This is a genomic window from Streptomyces sp. NPDC048659 (genome assembly GCF_040650575.1).
In the GTDB taxonomy this organism is placed as follows: Bacteria; Actinomycetota; Actinomycetes; order Streptomycetales; family Streptomycetaceae; genus Streptomyces.
This window is the reverse complement of sequence record NZ_JBEZHM010000009.1, coordinates 153,344-168,426: the sequence shown is the minus strand read 5'-3', so window position 1 is coordinate 168,426 and position 15,083 is coordinate 153,344. Positions and strand designations below refer to the sequence as shown.

Here is a 15,083-nt window from a genome sequence, read left to right as displayed (position 1 = left end):
CTGCCCGGCCGTGCCGCCCTTGTTGGAGAGGTGTCTGGTGAGCAGCAACACGCACGCGGAGTTGTCGTCGTGGATCTGGGCGGTGAGCGAGCTCCTGCGCGGCGACTTCAAGCAGTCGGAGTACGGCCGGGTGATCCTGCCCTTTCTGGTGCTGCGCCGCCTGGAGTGTGTCCTGGAGCCGACCAAGGACGCCGTCCTGGTCGCGGTCGCCGACGGCACGCCGGACGGCGAGCTGCGGACGATCACGGGGGTCGGCTTCTACAACACCAGTCCGCTCGCGCTGCGGACCGTCGCGGGCAGCGTCTCGGACTGCGCCGGGCAGCTGCTCGCGTACTGCGGTGCGTTCTCGCCCGAGGCGCGCGAGGTGCTGGAGGAGTACGGCTTCGGCCCGCAGGTGGAGCGGCTGGCTGCGGCGGGGCTGCTGCACCATGTCGTGGGGCGTTTCGCCGAGCTGGATCTGCGGCCGGCCGAGGGGCCCGCCGGGCTCGCGGCGAGGGTGGGCGAGGACGGGGGGCCTCGTGGGGGCGTGTCGAACCACCAGATGGGCTACCTCTTTGAGGAGTTGATCCGGCGGTGGGCCGAGCAGTCCCACGAGACGGCCGGGGAGCACTTCACCCCGCCGGAGGTCGTCCGGCTGATGGTGAACCTTCTCGCTCCGGCCGACGGTCAGGCCCCGGGCACGCCGGGGGCGCCCCGGACGGTTCTAGACCCGGCGTGCGGCACCGGCGGCATGCTCAGCGCCGCGCAGGAACAGCTGCTGCGTCTTGACCCCGGCTGCCCGGTGGAGCTGTTCGGGCAGGAGCTGAACCCCGAGTCCTGGGCGATCTGCCGTTCCGACATGATGGTCAGGGGCCAGGCCCCGGAGGCCATCGTGCGGGGCAACTCGCTGACGCAGGACGGCCATGCGGGAATGACGTTCGACTACCTGCTGGCCAACCCGCCGTTCGGTGTCGACTGGCGCAAGGCCAAGGACGCGGTCGAGCGTGAGCACCGGGAGCTGGGCGAGCACGGCCGGTTCGGCGCCGGTCTTCCCCGGGTGAACGACGGCGCGCTGCTCTTCCTCCAGCACATGATCGCGAAGATGAAGCCGGTCGACGCGTCGGGGAGCGGCGGCAGCCGGATCGCGATCCTCTTCAGCGGCTCGCCGCTGTTCTCGGGCCAGGCCGGGTCCGGGGAGTCCCGCATCCGGCAGTGGATTCTGGAGAGCGACCTGCTGGAGGGCATCGTCGCGCTGCCCGACCAGCTTTTCTACAACACGTCGATCTCCACGTACGTGTGGGTGCTGACCAACCGCAAGACCGCGGACCGGAAGGACGGTGTGGTCCTGCTGGACGCCCGGGACCACTGGTCCAAGATGCGCAGGGCGCTGGGCGACAAGCGCAAGGAGCTCGGCGAGGAGCACATCGCCGAGCTGACCCGCCTGTACGCCGGGGCTCCGCCGGTCCCACCGGCTCACGCGCCCAGCGGTGCCGTCGGTTCGGGGGGCGGGAAGGTGAAGGTCTGCCGCAACGAGGACTTCGGCTACCGGCGGATCACGGTCGAGCGTCCGCTGCGGCTGCGCTTCGAAGCCACCGCGGCTTCAATCGCGCAGCTGGCGTCGGCGAAGCCGGTCCAGCAGGTCACCGACGCGGGCGCGTTCGCGAAGGCGCTGCGCCCGCTGGCCGGCTCGGCGTGGGCGACGGCGGCGGATGCCCTCGACGCGCTCACCGCCGCGGTGGCCGCGGCCGGCCTGGTGTGTCCGTCGGGTGCCGTGTTCGTCCGGGCGCTGCGGGAGACGTGGGGCGTGGTCGACCCCGAGGGTGAGGTGCAGGGCTCGCCGGGCGGGCCGCTGCCGGACCCGGCGCTGAGGGACTTCGAGAACGTCCCGCTCGGGCAGGACCCGGAGGAGTACCTGCGGCGGGAGGTGCTGCCGTTCGTTCCCGACGCCTGGATCGACCACGCCAGGACGAAGGTCGGCTACGAGATCCCCTTCACCCGCCACTTCTACGTCTACAAGCCGCCGCGTCCGCTGGAGGAGATCGACGCGGACCTGAAGGCCGTCCAGGCCGAGATCCAGGCGCTCTTGGCCGATCAGCCCTGGGCCTCCTGACACCCAACAGATTTCTTAAGGTTGTGAATTCGCGCATGGTCAGGGCGGTGGCTCCACCGCCCGGCCTTCGACCTGCCCTCCGGCCTCTTTCCTGGAGTAGACATGACCCTGTACGGCATCCCTCCCGCCGGCTTCCGGCGCTTCATGGTCCCCGAGGACGGCCGCGAGCACGGCCGGTCCATCGTCGACGCCGCCCACGGGTGGTGGCTGGAGAACCGCGGCGGTACGGGCGAGGTGACCATCGCCGTCGGCACGCTGGCCGGGCTGGCCCTGTGCTCCCCGAGCCGCGCGGACGGGCCGGACTACGGCCCGCTGCTGATTCCCCTGGACGACAGGGAACTGGCCGACGCCCTGCGGGCCAGCTGGAACAGCCTGTGGGCGTCCGACCCGGCCCTCGCCGACGCCGCCGGGCCGCTGCACGCATGGCTCGCCGATCCGAGCGAGAGCGACATCCGCGGCCTGGCCGATTACGCGCGCGTCCTCGTTCGGGCCGGGCTGCTGGAGTACTGCAGCGACCTGGCCCGGTGCGAGTCGGAGGACCTGCTCGGCCTCCTGGTCCAGCGCATGCGCGGCCACGGCCAGAAGCAGGCGACCGGCGAGTTCTTCACCCCGTCGATGGCCTCGGGCCCCGCCGGCGAGATCCTGCTGACCGATGTCCCCGCGCCGGGCGCCGTCCTGCTCGAACCGTGCGCCGGCACCGGCACCATGGTCCGGGCCGCCGCCGCGGCGCTGCGCTTCCAGGGCACCGACCCGGGCCGCTACCACTGGTGGCTGAACGACATCGACGCCGTCAACTCGGCCTGCTGCGCGGTCAACTCGCGGCTATGGCGCCTGGGCAGCAGCGTGACGGTGTCCTGCGGCGACGCCTTGGGCGACCCGCGCAACCTCGAAGAGCCCACGCACCGGCGCGCCGAGCGGGCGATCGCCGAGCACAAGCACCGGCCCCTGCTCTACCCCACCCGCACCCGGCCACCGCACTGGCATCTGTGAAGTACCGCGCAGCCCGCGCCGGCCGGGCACATCGGCCCGGCCGGTCGCAGGGCGGCGCCCCCTCACCCCACCCCACCCAGGAGAGATCCATGCCCAACCGACTCGCCGTGATCAAGACCCTTCGCCAGGACGTGCTGGGGAACCACCGCTGGGACGAGCGCACCCGCAGCTACACCACCATGCCCACCGAGGACGTCTGGGCGGTCGAGGACGCCATGGCGGCCATCCTGGAGCGGGTGGCGCGCGCCGTCGACTGGCCGCGCCTGGTCCTGGAGGCCACCCAGCGCCACGCGGTACTGCACCCCCAGAGGCCCGCGACCTTCCGGGACTGGACGCCCGAGATCGGCCTGTGCCGGGAGTGCCTGATCGAGGCGCTGCTGAGCGATGAGACCGGGGCAACCAACTGGATCTCGCACCCGACCACCCCGAAGGACCACGACCACACGGACTGGCCGAGCATCGTCGCCACCCACCTGCCCCACCGGGCGGCAGCGTCCTGGCACCCGTACGAGGGCGCTCCGGCCGCCTGGAGCGAGCGGCCGAAAGCCGGGACGGCGGAGCCCGACACCGTGGCCCCCGGCGAGCCCGGCTGACGACCGAAAAGGCCGACCAATCCCACACATGCAATTGCTTAACTCTGCGAGTTTGTGTAATGTACTCGCTGTGGGGAGGGCGCGCAGCCCGCTCCCGCTCCTGTAGCTCAGCGGAAGAGCGGCCGTAAAACGGAACGGCGTCATGACGAGACGGTTGCGGATGCACCGGGACCGGGCCCTGGCCAGCCAAAAGCCCCAGGGTTGGGGAACCTCAACGAGGGACTGACACCCCCGAACCCCCGGCAGGGAAGCACGTTTCCCAAGCTCGTCTACCCGGCGCGGGTTCGACTCCCGCCAGGAGCACGCCCACCCGGCAGCGGCGCAGCGCCGCAGCCACAACAACGACGAAGACGGAGAACAGCCATGCGCGCAGAGGTCAGCTTCGACCTGGGCATCAACGACGGTGAGGTCGACTACGAGGCGGCCTTCACCTGGGAGACCGGCAGCCTGCCGCTGCCCCGCAAGGGCGACCGGGTCGCCCTCGGCGAACTGATGACGAGCGTCAAGTCGGTGACGTTCTCGTGCCTGGACAGCGGATACATCGCCACCCGCGACCACGACATCGACGACGTGGAGGTGCACCTGGCGCTCCGGCTCGGCAAGAAGGAGCGCAAGGCCCGATACCGGCCGGCGGAGTTCTACACGATCCTGTCGCGGCTGCCCAGCGTCTCGGGGCTGCACGTGACCGGTGCCGACCAGTAGCCGAACCCGTGCCGGTGCCGACCTCGCGGCGCCGGCACGGCGCCGAGCCCGGAGGAACTGCCCCCGATGAGCTCGCACCGGCCCTCCGAGGCCGCCCTGCCCGGCCTCACGCTCGACCCCCACGCCCGCCCCGTCCCGTCCTGGATGTACGTCGGCGTCACCACCAACTGAACCGCCGTCCGCGCCGATCGCGCGACGCCCGCCCTGAGGAATCCGATGACCACCACCCTGACCACGCTCCCCGGCGATGCCGACTCCGCCACCGTCGCCGCAGCGCTTGCCGAGCTCGCCACCGTCTCCGAACAGCCCTTCGACCAGTGGGACCGCGTGCGCAGCGAGCGCGTCCAGGAGCTCACCGGCTGGCTCCAGTGCGCGGCGATGTGCCACAGCCACGGACTGGACGGGGCCCCGGGCCCGGCCGGAGGGTCGTCCCGCGACGTGGTCCACGGCCTGATCACGGCGCACGCCTCGCTGCTGGCCCGCCAGCAGGCCGAGATCACCCCCTTCGTCGGGCCGGACGGCGCGCTGCTGGGCAACGACTACGACGACCACGACGAGGCCGCCGACCGGCACGTCGAGGAACGCGTGCAGATGCTCGGCACGGTCATGGCCGTCCTCGCCGGTGAGTTCGGCCGGCCCGCCGTCAGCGCTGCGGAGCCCGACCCGCAGGCCGGGATGGACGCCGTCCTGGACGCGATGACGGACCCCGACCTGGAGGGCGGCGACATCGTCGAGGCCATCAAGGACCGCCTCCACGCCCTCGGCTTCGACCTCAGCATCGCCGAGAACGACGACGCCTGAACAACCGCACCGTCCGCCATCGCCGGAGGGGCCCCCGGCAGCCGCGCCGGGGCCGCAGACCGCCGGCGTCTGCCGCACCCCACGAAAGCGATCCCGATGCCCGACCCCACCGCCCTGTGGCAGGCTCACCGCGCTGCCGACAACCTGAGCAACACCCTCGCCTCGTCTTACGAGGAGGCCATGGCCACCGGATTCCCGGTCTCCGTCGACGGCCAACGGCTTACCCAGCAGCTCACCGAACAGCTCGCCACGCTGCGAGAGCGGCTCGCCGAACTGGGCGTGGCGACAGATGCGCCCAGGTCGCCGCGGCCGTCCACCGGCCGGGCGGCATCGGACGGCCGCCCGGCACCGGCCCACTACGCCGACGAGGCACTCGCCCCGGTCGTCGCCGACGGCCGGCTGAAGGGCAAGTTCCGCGACGGGTACACCGAGGAGCAGGTGAACGCCGTCTTCGCCGTCCTGGGGGCGGCCACCGGGCTGCGCTTGGTGTGCGTCTGGGAGTACCGCGACAGCTTCGGCTGTGGCGGGAACTCCCAGTGGTTCGCCGAGGATTCGTCCGGCGGGCTGTGGGACCTGGCCGGGGATCTGGACGCCTGGCTCATCGGCGAGCAGTCCCATCCCGGTCCGGCCGCCTCCTGGGTCGGCCGGACGGTCGTCCACCGCGTCCAGGCCCTCGCCTGGACCGACGGGGAGCACAACTACGCCCAGCTGTACCGGCTGTAGCAGCACCCGCGCGCGGCCGAGGCCGTGCCCGACCGGTCGACCCGGTCGCGGCGGCCTCGGCCACGCCGTCGAGCACACCCCAGCCCGTTTCAGTTCACCGCCTCGCCGATGGCGGCGGAACACCTCGCCCCTGGAGCCCGCATGACCACTGCCCAGCACGCCGACCGCTCCGAACCTGGCACGCCGTCGCGCCCCGACCAGGAAGTGCAGGGCGCCGCCGGGCTGGTCCGCCTGGCCCGCGGGCTGGGGCTGACGGAGACGGACGTCGACGAGCTCGTGTACGAGATGGTGCACCGCGGCGCCTCGAGCGCCTACAACAACGGCGCCCATCCCGAGCTGGGTGACCTCGACGCCTTCGACGCCGTGCACGACAAAGCCGACGAGCAGGCGAGCGCGATCAACAACCGCGGCCTGGAAGCCCAGGTCGCCGCCCTGGCCGGAGCGTTCGGGGAGCAGGCGGTCGAGCAGATGCTGCGGGACGAGGCTCCGGGTCACACCCACCCGAACACAATTTCTTAAGTCTGCGACTTCGATTATTGTATTAATCATCGGCCGTGGTCTGACCGCTCCGGGTAGCGGGGCCGTTGCCCCGCCGCCCGGCCCCAGGCCGACCGAAAGCACAGAGGCACACGATGAACCTCCCCTCCCCCGACCCCCGACCGGCGCCCGACACGATCAGCGACCCCGGCAGCCCCGCGGCCATGGACAACGAGGGCGGCGCCGCGGTGGCCCCGCCGTGCCCCCTCGCAGAGGCGAAGCGGCTGCACGGCCGCGCCGCCGCCAGGCGCGCCGCCCTGTTGGCCCTGGCCGACGCGCACTCCGACGAGATCACCGCCGCGTACGAGGCGATCGACCAGGCCCGGCGGTGGCGGCTGCCCGAGTCGGTGGAGGACGAGGGCTGGGAGTACCGCGGCGGATTGGAGGAGGAGAGCACCGCCATCTGGGCCCGGGCGCACATGGCGTACTGGGTCCTTGAAGCAGCCCGGGTGACGGTGGCGAAGGTGAGCTCGGCCCTCGGTCTACCGGTGGACGACGTCGACCTCCTCGACGACGCGGAACGCGATGCCTACATCGCGTCGCTGAGCGACCAGGAGCGCGCGGAGCTCGCCGGGCCGTGGCCGGTGGAATGGCTCTACGCGCCGAAGCCGGGCGCGCCCATCCGGGTCGTCAACCTCTTTGCGGGCCCCGGTGGTTGGTGCGAGGGCATCGTCCACGTCCTCGGCGAGCCCGTCGACATGGTCGGGGTGGACCTCTCCGAGGCCGCGTGCGCCACGGCGCGGGCTGCCGGGTTCCGGCGGATCTGCGCCTCGGTCACGGACCTGGACCCGGCGAACCCGGCGCTGCGCTACGTGGTCGCGGTGATCCTGTCCCCTCCGTGCCAGACGCTTTCGCCCGGCGGGAAGCTGGCCGGGCTCGCGGAGGAGGCCATGGGGCTGGTCGAGGAAGTGATCAGCCAGGCCGGGGCCGCGGCCGGGTTCGTCATGGTCGACGACGCCGGGGACGGCATGGAGGGCTACGCCCCGCCCACCGGAGCCACCTGGGACGAGGTCCGCGCCCCGCTGGCGGCGCTGAAGGACTCGCGCACGGGCCTCATGGCCGAAGCGGTGATCTGGCCGCTGGCACTGCAGGCCAAGCACAACAACATCCGCTGGGTGGCCATGGAGCAGTCCTCGAACCTCCTGAAGTCGAAGGCCGCCGAGTACGTCGTCGAGGCGATCGCCTCGGAGTTCTACGGGGCCGGCTGGGAGTACGCGTCGTTCAGCCTGGTCGAGGCCGCCGACTACGGGGCCGCCTCGAAGAAGAACCGGACGTTCATGGTGTGCATGCGCTACACCCGGCCGTTCACCAGCTACCGTCCCAGCAAGCCGGTGCCGCGGACCACCTGGGCCGCGTGCATGGGCTGGGAGAAGGGGCACAAGGTCAACACCCGCGGCGTGCGCGGGATCAACCCCCTGACCGGCCGGCCCAAGGGCGGCGGCACGTTCACCGCCGATGAGCCGGGCACGACGGTGACCGGCACCGCGTATGGGTGGAAGCGCGAGGCCGACGGCCTCACCCACACCCACGCCGACCTGGGCCGCGCCGTGGGATTCCGCGCCGACTTCCCCTGGATCCACGTGGGCCGCGGCGAAGGCATCCGCAACAAGACCCAGCTCATCGCCGACACCGTCAGCCCGATGGTCGCCGCCGCCTGGATCGGCCACATCCTGGGCCGCGCCTGGGAGGCCCGGACCCACGCCTACGTGCGCGGCCTCTACGCCCTCCGGCGGCCCGGCCGCCTCCGCGTTGTCCAGGCCGCCGGCGAGCGCGACGACGTCTCGCAGGTCAGGGCTTCGAAGAAGTACGCCGCCGTGGCCCGCACCGGTCGGGCGGCGATCCGGACCGCCCGCACCGCGGCCACCCGGCCGGCCTCCGCCTCCACACCGGCCCGCACTCGGCGCCCCGTCCGCCGCTGAGCACCGCGACGACCGGGCGCAGCATCGGCCCTGTGACCGCAGAAGCCCCGCGCCGGCTGGTTCCTGACGGTGTTCGAACCGAACAGCGGGAGCGGATCCAGGCGGCCCCGCGCGTCTCCACGTCCACCCGCGACCCTAGGCTGCTGCCCGCAGGGCAGCCCGAACCAGAGAGAGAAGAGTTATGGCTCCCACCGTCACAAAGGGCCAGCTGTACCGAGACCTCGCCCCCGACATGAGGTCCCGCGACCGGAGGCTGCGCGTTCTCGCGGTCGGGAATACCCGCGCCGACCTCGTGGTCGAGCACGACCTCGGCGCGCCGGCGGGCAAGAAGACCCACGCGAGCCTCACCCGGCTGTGCTCCGCCGCGTTCGAGCTGGTCGAGGACGCGGCCGATGCCGATCCGCAGTACCTGGCGCTGCTGGCCGCGATGGCCGAGGTCCACCGGCCCGATGCCGTCCCGGCCGACTACGCACGAGCGGCTCTGCGCGTCGTCCGCGCCGCCGAACAGTAGCCCCCGCTCGCTCCGAGCGAACCGGACGGCGTTCGACGGTTCTCGCCGGGAGCCCGGCACCCAGCAGGCTCGGCAGCACACCTCAGAGTGACGCACATCACTCATGCGGTGCTGAAGTTTGTTGCCGATCGAGGCCCCTGCCGGGACCGAGGAGTGAAGGTGCCACTCGATCCGGTGTTGGAGGACTTGATGATCCCGTTGAAGACCGCCCTGTCGACGGTCACACCCCCGGGGGCGTACGGGCGGCTTGTGGAGCTGATCACGGCCTCCACGCAGCTTGACGGCGAGGCGGCGGAGAGGCTCGCCGACGGCATGCTCGGGCAGCTCGGGCTCTACGGTCCCACCCCGGAGTACATGGACGGCATGTGCTCGGCGATGTTCTACGGCACCGATCCGGAGGACGAGGGCTGGGTGCAGTGCGACAAGGCACCGGGGCACGCTCGACGCGGAGGCCCGCTGCACACCAACCGGTGGAGCAGGGTGTCCTGGTGTGACGATCACCGGCAGGCTCTGCCCGCCGATGACGGGGATGAGGACTGACCCAGGGGTCCGGCCGTCTTGAGCGCCGACGGAGTGCACCGTGCCGTCGGCGCTCAGAAGCTGCGGTCAATCCCCGTACTCGGCGGCTCAGGAACCCCGTCGGCCTCCAACGGCGACATCAGGAACACGTCCACGGCTGGCCCTCGCTCTCGCACGGTTCGGACCAGCTCGTGGAGTTCTTGATCGACAGGGCGGCGGGCGAGCAGTTGCTCCGCATCCATGAAGATCACAAAGCGCTCCTCGCCAGTGTCGACGAACGGTCCGAAGCGGTCCCGAGCTGCATCGGCCCCCAGTTCGCGACACTCGATCACGTGCTTGGCGCGCTTCAACTGGGCGACGAAGTCCGCGATGGCGGCCTCGGGCGGAAGCCCCTGCTTCCCGCGCGTGACGGAGCCGAACTGCCATGGCCGGTTGGAAAGCTGGTGATCCATGCCCTGATTATCTGCTGATTCGCAGGACCTGATGCAGCTCCTCAGGACGCCGTCGCGGGCAGCAGCGCCCCGGCCGGCTGGGAGATGGCTGCCCGGGCGAGATGGCGGCGGGCCAGGTGTTCCTTCTCCACGGCGGTGCGCAGGTGCCACAGCGAGACGACGGGCAACAGGCCGCCGAGCCGGGACGCGGCCCCCAGAGCTTCGGCGACCTCCGCCAGGTCTACCGCAGCACTACGCAGCCGCTCGTCCCTTCGGTCGGCGCGCAGACGCTCGACCAACTCGTCTAAGAGCATGGCGAGTTCACCGGTGCCGGGATCGTCGGGCACATCGCACCCCCACCACTGAGCGGCCTCACCAAGGGCAGCCAATGCGGCATCTCTGCTGAGCCGCGCCCCAGGGGCTTTCATGTCACCGTTCGTCACGATCACATCGTGCACTGCGGAAGTTCCCCGCCGGGGGCGTTCCGGGGAACTCGCCGATCCCGCAGGCCGGGACGGGCGACGTCAGTTCCGACGGGGGGGGTCGGCTCCGCCCGCCAGCGCCGCACGGGCCAGCTGGAGGATCGGGTCCAGGCCCTCGGGCGGTACAGCGGAGTGGGTCACGGCCGAGTGGTATCGCAGGCATCGCGTGCCCGGCCGGGGGCTCCGGCTCTGCACGGTCCAGCCAGGCGATCCAGGCCCCGTCTGCGGCTCTGCCGAGGTGGGGGCCGGGGGTGTGGTTCTTCTGGTGCGCGCAGATGCGTCCGTGGGCGCCGTGCCGGGCGGGGCAGAGCCGGGCCAGCGGAAGGTGACCTGGGTGGGGGAAGAGCCAGGGGAGGCGGCCGATGTGTCGCGGTGGCCATCTGGGGGCCTGTGATGGGATGGATGCGCTCAGGCTCGAATGGCGATGCGCTCGCCGAGTTCTGCGGCGGCCGGGCTGTCGGGAATACCGGGCAGGCGGGCGGCGATGTTGGTCAGGCCGTCGTTGATGCGGATGGACTGTACGCCGTCGGCGCAGTCGAGGAACTCGCTCCAGGTCGCCAGGGCTTGGGCGATGTTGCCGCGCTTGAGCTGGACGTGGCCGAGGTCGGCGAGCACGATCGCCCGGGTGCGTTTGCGGTCGAGGCCGTGGATGTCGAGGGCCAGGTGCAGGTGCTCCTCGGCGGCGGCGAGGCTGCCCATCTGCGCATGGATCATGCCGGCCTCATGTGCCCACCGGCCGTGGCTGTAGTGGCTGGCCCACGACTGGCCGGGCCTGGCGGGGGCGTGCTCGATGGCGGTCTGGGCGAAGGTCAACAGCTTCGCGGCGGTGGTGCGGTCGCCATCGGCGGCTGCCGCGCGGGCGAAGGTGTTGCGGTAGTACGCCAGCGCCTTGGGGTTGGTCAGCTTCCGGCCGCGCTGTTCGCACGCCTCGGCGAGCCGTACGGCCGTGGGGATGTGACCGAGGTCGATGGCCTGGTCCGCCAGCCCGCGCAGGGCGGTGGCAGCGAGTTCGTTCTCGCCGGCCTCGGCGGCGAGCCGGTAGCTGTAGAGGTGGTACTGCTGGCTCAGTCCCTGGTTGCCTTCGTCTCGGGCCATCCAGCCGATCAGGTGTACAAGCTCGCTTGTGGCGGCGAACAGCTCACGGCCGACCTTGTCGGTGTAGCGGCCGTCGAGCCAGCGTTTGACGTCGATGGTGAGGTAGCGGACGGCCAGGTGGCGGGCGTGCCCGCCACCGAGTTCGGAGGCGGCGTCGCCCAGTGTGGTGGTCATGGTGCGGACCGCCGTCACCTCACCCATGCCCACCGCGACGGGGCCGGGCCGGTTCGCGCGGCGGGTGACCGCCTCTGCGTCGGGCAGGTCGAGCGCGGCAAGGCCGACGGCAGCGGATGCTGTCAGGAACTGTCGGCGGTCCAACACGTCGCTGCCTCCCAAGCACATGACTGAGGCCACGGTATCGGCGAACGGAGCCTCATTCTCCCCGGATAGATCAAGCTGGAGGACCTGTTCGATGAACGGGAGCCATTCCGTGGGCACCCGTCGTCCCGTCTCCCACCGGTAGACCTGCTGGCGGTCGAGAAACCCCGCCTTCCCCCAGCGCGCCACCGACAGCTCGTCTGCGAGCTTCGCCTGGCTGCATCTGGGGCGCCTTGTTTCGCGTGCCGCGCGGATGCGCTCCCCGAGAGTCATGTCCGGCCGATCGTCGGTCCTGGTTCACAAGGGGCCTACAGCTGGCAGACATTGTGGCAGCTGTCCACGCTGCGCGTCTGGTTGTTGACTAATCGTCATGGGGGCTCAAGGCCGCCGGCGAGGACCCCGACCGGGCCTCGCCAGTGCCCCACAACCCCTTCTTCTCCCGCGGTCGGCGGGAGGAGCGTCACATCAGGCACCACCTCGACTCGAGGAGACACTGCTGTGGTTGAAACCAGGTACGTGGAGATCCCGTCGCCCGCCGGTCCGCTGGATCTGAGCCGTCCTCACTTCGTGGGGATCTGCGGGGCGGGCATGTCCGCGCTGGCCCACCTGCTCGCCGGCCGCGGCGCGCAGGTCTCCGGCTCGGATCTGCGGATGGGCGAGGCTGCGGCCTCGCTGGAGGAGGCGGGCTGCCAGGCGCGGTCCGGGCACGACGCCGCGAACACCGTGGGGGCGTCGGTGGTCGTGTGGTCCAGCGTCATCGACGCCGCCAACCCGGAGATCATCGCGGCGCGGGCGGCGGGCGTGCCGGTGGCGCACCGCTCCCACGTCCTGGCGCAGCTCGTGGACGAGGCGGACCGGTCGGTGGTCGTGGCCGGGACGCACGGGAAGTCGACGGCCACGATGATGCTGGCCGCCGCCATGGGACACCTGCACCCGTCGTGGGTGGCCGGTGCCGCATCCGCCGGCTCCGTCAACGGGCGCACCGGCTCGGGCCTGCTGATCGCCGAGGGCGACGAGTCCGACCGCAGCGTGGCGCTGTACCGGCCGAACATCGCGGTCGTGCTGAACGCCGACGACGACCACCCGGAGACCTTCGCCGGCACCGGCGACGTGGTGGGGACGCTGACGGACTTCGCGGCCAGGGCCGAGACGCTGGTGGTGTGCGCCGACGACGCCGGGGCCCGTGAGGTGGCTGGCCGAGTCCGCGACCACGGCGACACCCGGGTGGTGACCTTCGGTGCGAGCGCCGGCGCCGACGTGCGGCTGCTGTCGGCGGCGCCCTCGCAGACCGGCAGCACGGTCGCCGTCCTCGACCGGGACGGCGCGCGGGTGTCGTGGACGGTTCGTACGCCCGGCCGGCCGGCGGTGCTCGCGTCGCTCGCCGCGTACGCGGCGGGCCGGGCCCTGGGCGAGCGGCCCGAGGCGCTGGCGGCCGGACTGTCCGGCTTCGCGGGTGTACGGCGCCGGATGCAGGTGGTCGGCGAGCGGAGGGGCGTGCGAGTGGTGGACTCCTTCGCCCACCACCCCACCGCGATCGCCGCGGACATCACCACCGCGCGGGAGCTGGCCGGCGGGCGGGTGATCGTCGCGTTCGAGCCGTGCGGGTCGACGCGGGTCCGGGTCCTCGGGGCACGGATGGGCGCGGCGCTCGCGGCTGCGGACGAGGTGGTGCTCCTGCCGGTCCGTGACACAGTGCCCTCGCCGGCCGGACCGGCGGACCGGGACGAGATCGAGGTGGCGGCCGTCGGGGCTGGCGCCCGCGTCTGCCGGGTCGACGGCCTGGCCCAGGCCGCGGAGGCGGTCGCCGCGCTCGCCGCGCCGGGTGATGTGGTCCTGACGATGGGCGTGGGCGACGTGGCCGGTCTGGGGGCGCTGATGCTGGCGCCCGCGGACCGGCCCCTGACCGTCGTCTAACGGTCACCGGCCATGGTGTCGGGCTGGGCCAGGCGTTCCGCCGTGTGCTCCAGCTCGACGCTGTGGGAGCCCTTGACCAGGACGATGTCCCCCGGCTGAATCAGGTCGCCTGCCAGGGTCAGAGCGTGGTCTCGGTCGTCGGCGCCCACGACCTTCAGCTGCGGGTTGTCCTGCTGGGCGGCCTCGGCCATGGCCCGCGCGTCGTCACCGCCGACCGCGATCAGCACGTCGATGCCGGCGGTGGCGACGAGACGGCCGACCTGCCGGTGCTCCTCGGCGCCGTCGGCACCGAGCTCCTTCATCTCGCCCAGGACGGCGATGGTCCGGCGGCCGTCCTTCATGGCCGCAAGGGCCGTGAAGGCTGCCCTCATCGAATCGGGGTTCGCGTTGAACGCGTCGTTGATGATCCGGACCCCGTCGGGCCGGTCGGTGACCTCCATGCGCCCCGATGCGACCAGGACGGCGCGGGACAGCGCGGCCGCCGTCGTCTCCACGTCGGCGCCCAGCCCGATCGCGACGGCTGCCGCAGCCAGCGCGTTCGACACGTGGTGCACGCCGTGAAGGGACAGAGCGACCTTCGCCTGGGTGCCGGCGGCCGCAAGGGTGAAGGAAGCTCGGCCGGAGGGGTCGACGGCGACATCCAGGGCCCGCACGTCGGCGTCGTTGTCGATGCCGAAGGTGAGCACGCGGGCGGAGGTACGCGGCGCCATGGCGGCGACCAGCGGATCGTCGGCGTTGAGGATCGCCAGGCCGTCCGCGGGGAGCGCCTCGACGAGTTCGCCCTTGGCCTGGGCGATCTGCTCGCGTCCGCCGAACTCGCCGACATGGGCGGTGCCCACGTTGAGGACCAGGCCGACCGACGGCGGGGCGATACGGGTCAAATGGGCGATGTGGCCGATGCCGCGGGCACCCATCTCCAGCACGATGTAGCGCACGCCCTTGTCCAGGTGCGTCACTGCCAACGGCATGCCGATCTCGCCGTTGAACGATTTCACCGTGGCAACAGTCGGGCCGAGCTCGGGGAGGACCTGCGCGAGCAAGTCCTTCGTGCTGGTCTTGCCCGCCGACCCGGTCAGCCCGATCACCGTCGCCTCGGGCACGGCGGCCAGCACGGTGCGCGCCAGTGCGGCGAGCGCCTCCAACACGTCATCGACGACCACGGCCGGCACACCGACGGGACGTGCGGCCAGGACCGCCACCGCCCCGGCCTTCACCGCGTTCGCCGCGAAGGCGTGCCCATCGGTGTGCTCACCGGGAAGCGCAGCGAACAGACCACCGGGCTCGACCGTGCGGGAGTCGACGACGGCGGGCGCGGTCATCAGCACGGACGGGTCCGGCACGTCGCACAGGCTGCCGCCGACGGCGGCAGCGACGGCTTCGAGCGAAAGGGGGATCACGAAACGCACTCCGAATCAGCAGGGCTTGCCCGGCACGGCCACGCGCCCGCCGGTTCAGTCCG

Annotated in this window: 15 protein-coding genes; 11 read left to right on the top strand and 4 right to left on the bottom strand. The window is 72.0% G+C overall.

Annotation, left to right across the window (positions count from 1 at the left end):
* Window positions 1-37: 37 nt before the first annotated feature.
* The 10 genes from AB0C99_RS10350 (at window position 38) to AB0C99_RS10305 (ending at window position 9,405) form a co-directional block, all read left to right on the top strand.
* On the top strand, window positions 38-2,089 hold the full coding sequence (locus AB0C99_RS10350) for a class I SAM-dependent DNA methyltransferase (protein ID WP_362472259.1): 2,052 nt from the start codon (window positions 38-40) through the stop codon (window positions 2,087-2,089).
* Between the two features lie 102 nt (window positions 2,090-2,191).
* On the top strand, window positions 2,192-3,079 hold the full coding sequence (locus AB0C99_RS10345) for a hypothetical protein (RefSeq protein WP_362472256.1): 888 nt from the start codon (window positions 2,192-2,194) through the stop codon (window positions 3,077-3,079).
* 89 nt (window positions 3,080-3,168) lie between these two features.
* Window positions 3,169-3,672 (top strand): hypothetical protein, encoded by a 504-nt coding sequence (locus tag AB0C99_RS10340; RefSeq protein ID WP_362472254.1) that lies wholly within the window; start codon window positions 3,169-3,171, stop codon window positions 3,670-3,672.
* 363 nt (window positions 3,673-4,035) lie between these two features.
* Window positions 4,036-4,374, top strand: a complete 339-nt coding sequence (locus tag AB0C99_RS10335) for a hypothetical protein (RefSeq protein ID WP_362472251.1) — start codon at window positions 4,036-4,038, stop codon at window positions 4,372-4,374.
* A gap of 216 nt (window positions 4,375-4,590) precedes the next feature.
* Window positions 4,591-5,175, top strand: coding sequence for a hypothetical protein (locus AB0C99_RS10330; RefSeq protein WP_362472248.1), 585 nt, complete (start codon window positions 4,591-4,593; stop codon window positions 5,173-5,175).
* 96 nt (window positions 5,176-5,271) lie between these two features.
* Complete coding sequence (locus AB0C99_RS10325) at window positions 5,272-5,898, top strand: hypothetical protein (RefSeq protein ID WP_362472245.1); 627 nt, start codon at window positions 5,272-5,274, stop codon at window positions 5,896-5,898.
* Window positions 5,899-6,039: 141 nt separating this feature from the next.
* Entirely contained in the window at window positions 6,040-6,417 is a 378-nt protein-coding gene (locus tag AB0C99_RS10320) for a hypothetical protein (protein ID WP_362472242.1), read from the top strand.
* 113 nt (window positions 6,418-6,530) lie between these two features.
* Window positions 6,531-8,354, top strand: a complete 1,824-nt coding sequence (locus tag AB0C99_RS10315) for a hypothetical protein (protein WP_362472239.1) — start codon at window positions 6,531-6,533, stop codon at window positions 8,352-8,354.
* Between the two features lie 181 nt (window positions 8,355-8,535).
* Window positions 8,536-8,865, top strand: coding sequence for a DUF6354 family protein (locus AB0C99_RS10310; RefSeq protein WP_362472236.1), 330 nt, complete (start codon window positions 8,536-8,538; stop codon window positions 8,863-8,865).
* A 189-nt stretch (window positions 8,866-9,054) separates the two neighbouring features.
* On the top strand, window positions 9,055-9,405 hold the full coding sequence (locus AB0C99_RS10305) for a hypothetical protein (RefSeq protein WP_362472234.1): 351 nt from the start codon (window positions 9,055-9,057) through the stop codon (window positions 9,403-9,405).
* A gap of 53 nt (window positions 9,406-9,458) precedes the next feature.
* Here AB0C99_RS10305 and AB0C99_RS10300 read toward each other — a convergent pair whose 3' ends face one another.
* The 3 genes from AB0C99_RS10300 to AB0C99_RS10290 all read right to left on the bottom strand — a co-directional run bounded on the left by AB0C99_RS10300 (window position 9,459) and on the right by AB0C99_RS10290 (window position 11,710).
* The gene (locus AB0C99_RS10300; protein WP_362472231.1) at window positions 9,459-9,836 is read right to left on the bottom strand and encodes a hypothetical protein; all 378 of its coding nucleotides are present in this window, start codon (window positions 9,834-9,836) and stop codon (window positions 9,459-9,461) included.
* A gap of 41 nt (window positions 9,837-9,877) precedes the next feature.
* Window positions 9,878-10,273, bottom strand: coding sequence for a hypothetical protein (locus AB0C99_RS10295; RefSeq protein ID WP_362472229.1), 396 nt, complete (start codon window positions 10,271-10,273; stop codon window positions 9,878-9,880).
* Window positions 10,274-10,705: 432 nt separating this feature from the next.
* Window positions 10,706-11,710 carry a tetratricopeptide repeat protein gene (locus AB0C99_RS10290; RefSeq protein WP_362472335.1) on the bottom strand — a complete coding sequence of 335 codons (1,005 nt, stop codon included), beginning with the start codon at window positions 11,708-11,710 and terminating at the stop codon, window positions 10,706-10,708.
* Window positions 11,711-12,208: 498 nt separating this feature from the next.
* Between AB0C99_RS10290 and AB0C99_RS10285 the strand changes: the two genes are divergently transcribed.
* Window positions 12,209-13,624, top strand: a complete 1,416-nt coding sequence (locus AB0C99_RS10285) for a Mur ligase domain-containing protein (RefSeq protein ID WP_362472226.1) — start codon at window positions 12,209-12,211, stop codon at window positions 13,622-13,624.
* On the opposite strand, the gene murF is transcribed toward AB0C99_RS10285, so the two are convergent.
* Window positions 13,621-15,021, bottom strand: a complete 1,401-nt coding sequence (gene murF / locus AB0C99_RS10280; protein WP_362472332.1) for a UDP-N-acetylmuramoyl-tripeptide--D-alanyl-D-alanine ligase — start codon at window positions 15,019-15,021, stop codon at window positions 13,621-13,623. The genes AB0C99_RS10285 and murF overlap by 4 nt on opposite strands.
* Between the last annotated feature and the right edge of the window lie 62 nt (window positions 15,022-15,083).

Excerpts from the sequence above, each read along its gene's own strand:
- AB0C99_RS10345 (WP_362472256.1), top strand. The coding sequence starts at position 2,192 with ATGACCCTGTACGGCATCCCTCCCGCCGGCTTCCGGCGCTTCATGGTC.
- AB0C99_RS10340 (WP_362472254.1), top strand. The coding sequence starts at position 3,169 with ATGCCCAACCGACTCGCCGTGATCAAGACCCTTCGCCAGGACGTGCTG.
- AB0C99_RS10335 (WP_362472251.1), top strand. The coding sequence starts at position 4,036 with ATGCGCGCAGAGGTCAGCTTCGACCTGGGCATCAACGACGGTGAGGTC.
- AB0C99_RS10330 (WP_362472248.1), top strand. The coding sequence starts at position 4,591 with ATGACCACCACCCTGACCACGCTCCCCGGCGATGCCGACTCCGCCACC.
- AB0C99_RS10325 (WP_362472245.1), top strand. The coding sequence starts at position 5,272 with ATGCCCGACCCCACCGCCCTGTGGCAGGCTCACCGCGCTGCCGACAAC.
- AB0C99_RS10320 (WP_362472242.1), top strand. The coding sequence starts at position 6,040 with ATGACCACTGCCCAGCACGCCGACCGCTCCGAACCTGGCACGCCGTCG.
- AB0C99_RS10315 (WP_362472239.1), top strand. The coding sequence starts at position 6,531 with ATGAACCTCCCCTCCCCCGACCCCCGACCGGCGCCCGACACGATCAGC.
- AB0C99_RS10310 (WP_362472236.1), top strand. The coding sequence starts at position 8,536 with ATGGCTCCCACCGTCACAAAGGGCCAGCTGTACCGAGACCTCGCCCCC.
- AB0C99_RS10305 (WP_362472234.1), top strand. The coding sequence starts at position 9,055 with ATGATCCCGTTGAAGACCGCCCTGTCGACGGTCACACCCCCGGGGGCG.
- AB0C99_RS10300 (WP_362472231.1), bottom strand. The coding sequence starts at position 9,836 with ATGGATCACCAGCTTTCCAACCGGCCATGGCAGTTCGGCTCCGTCACG.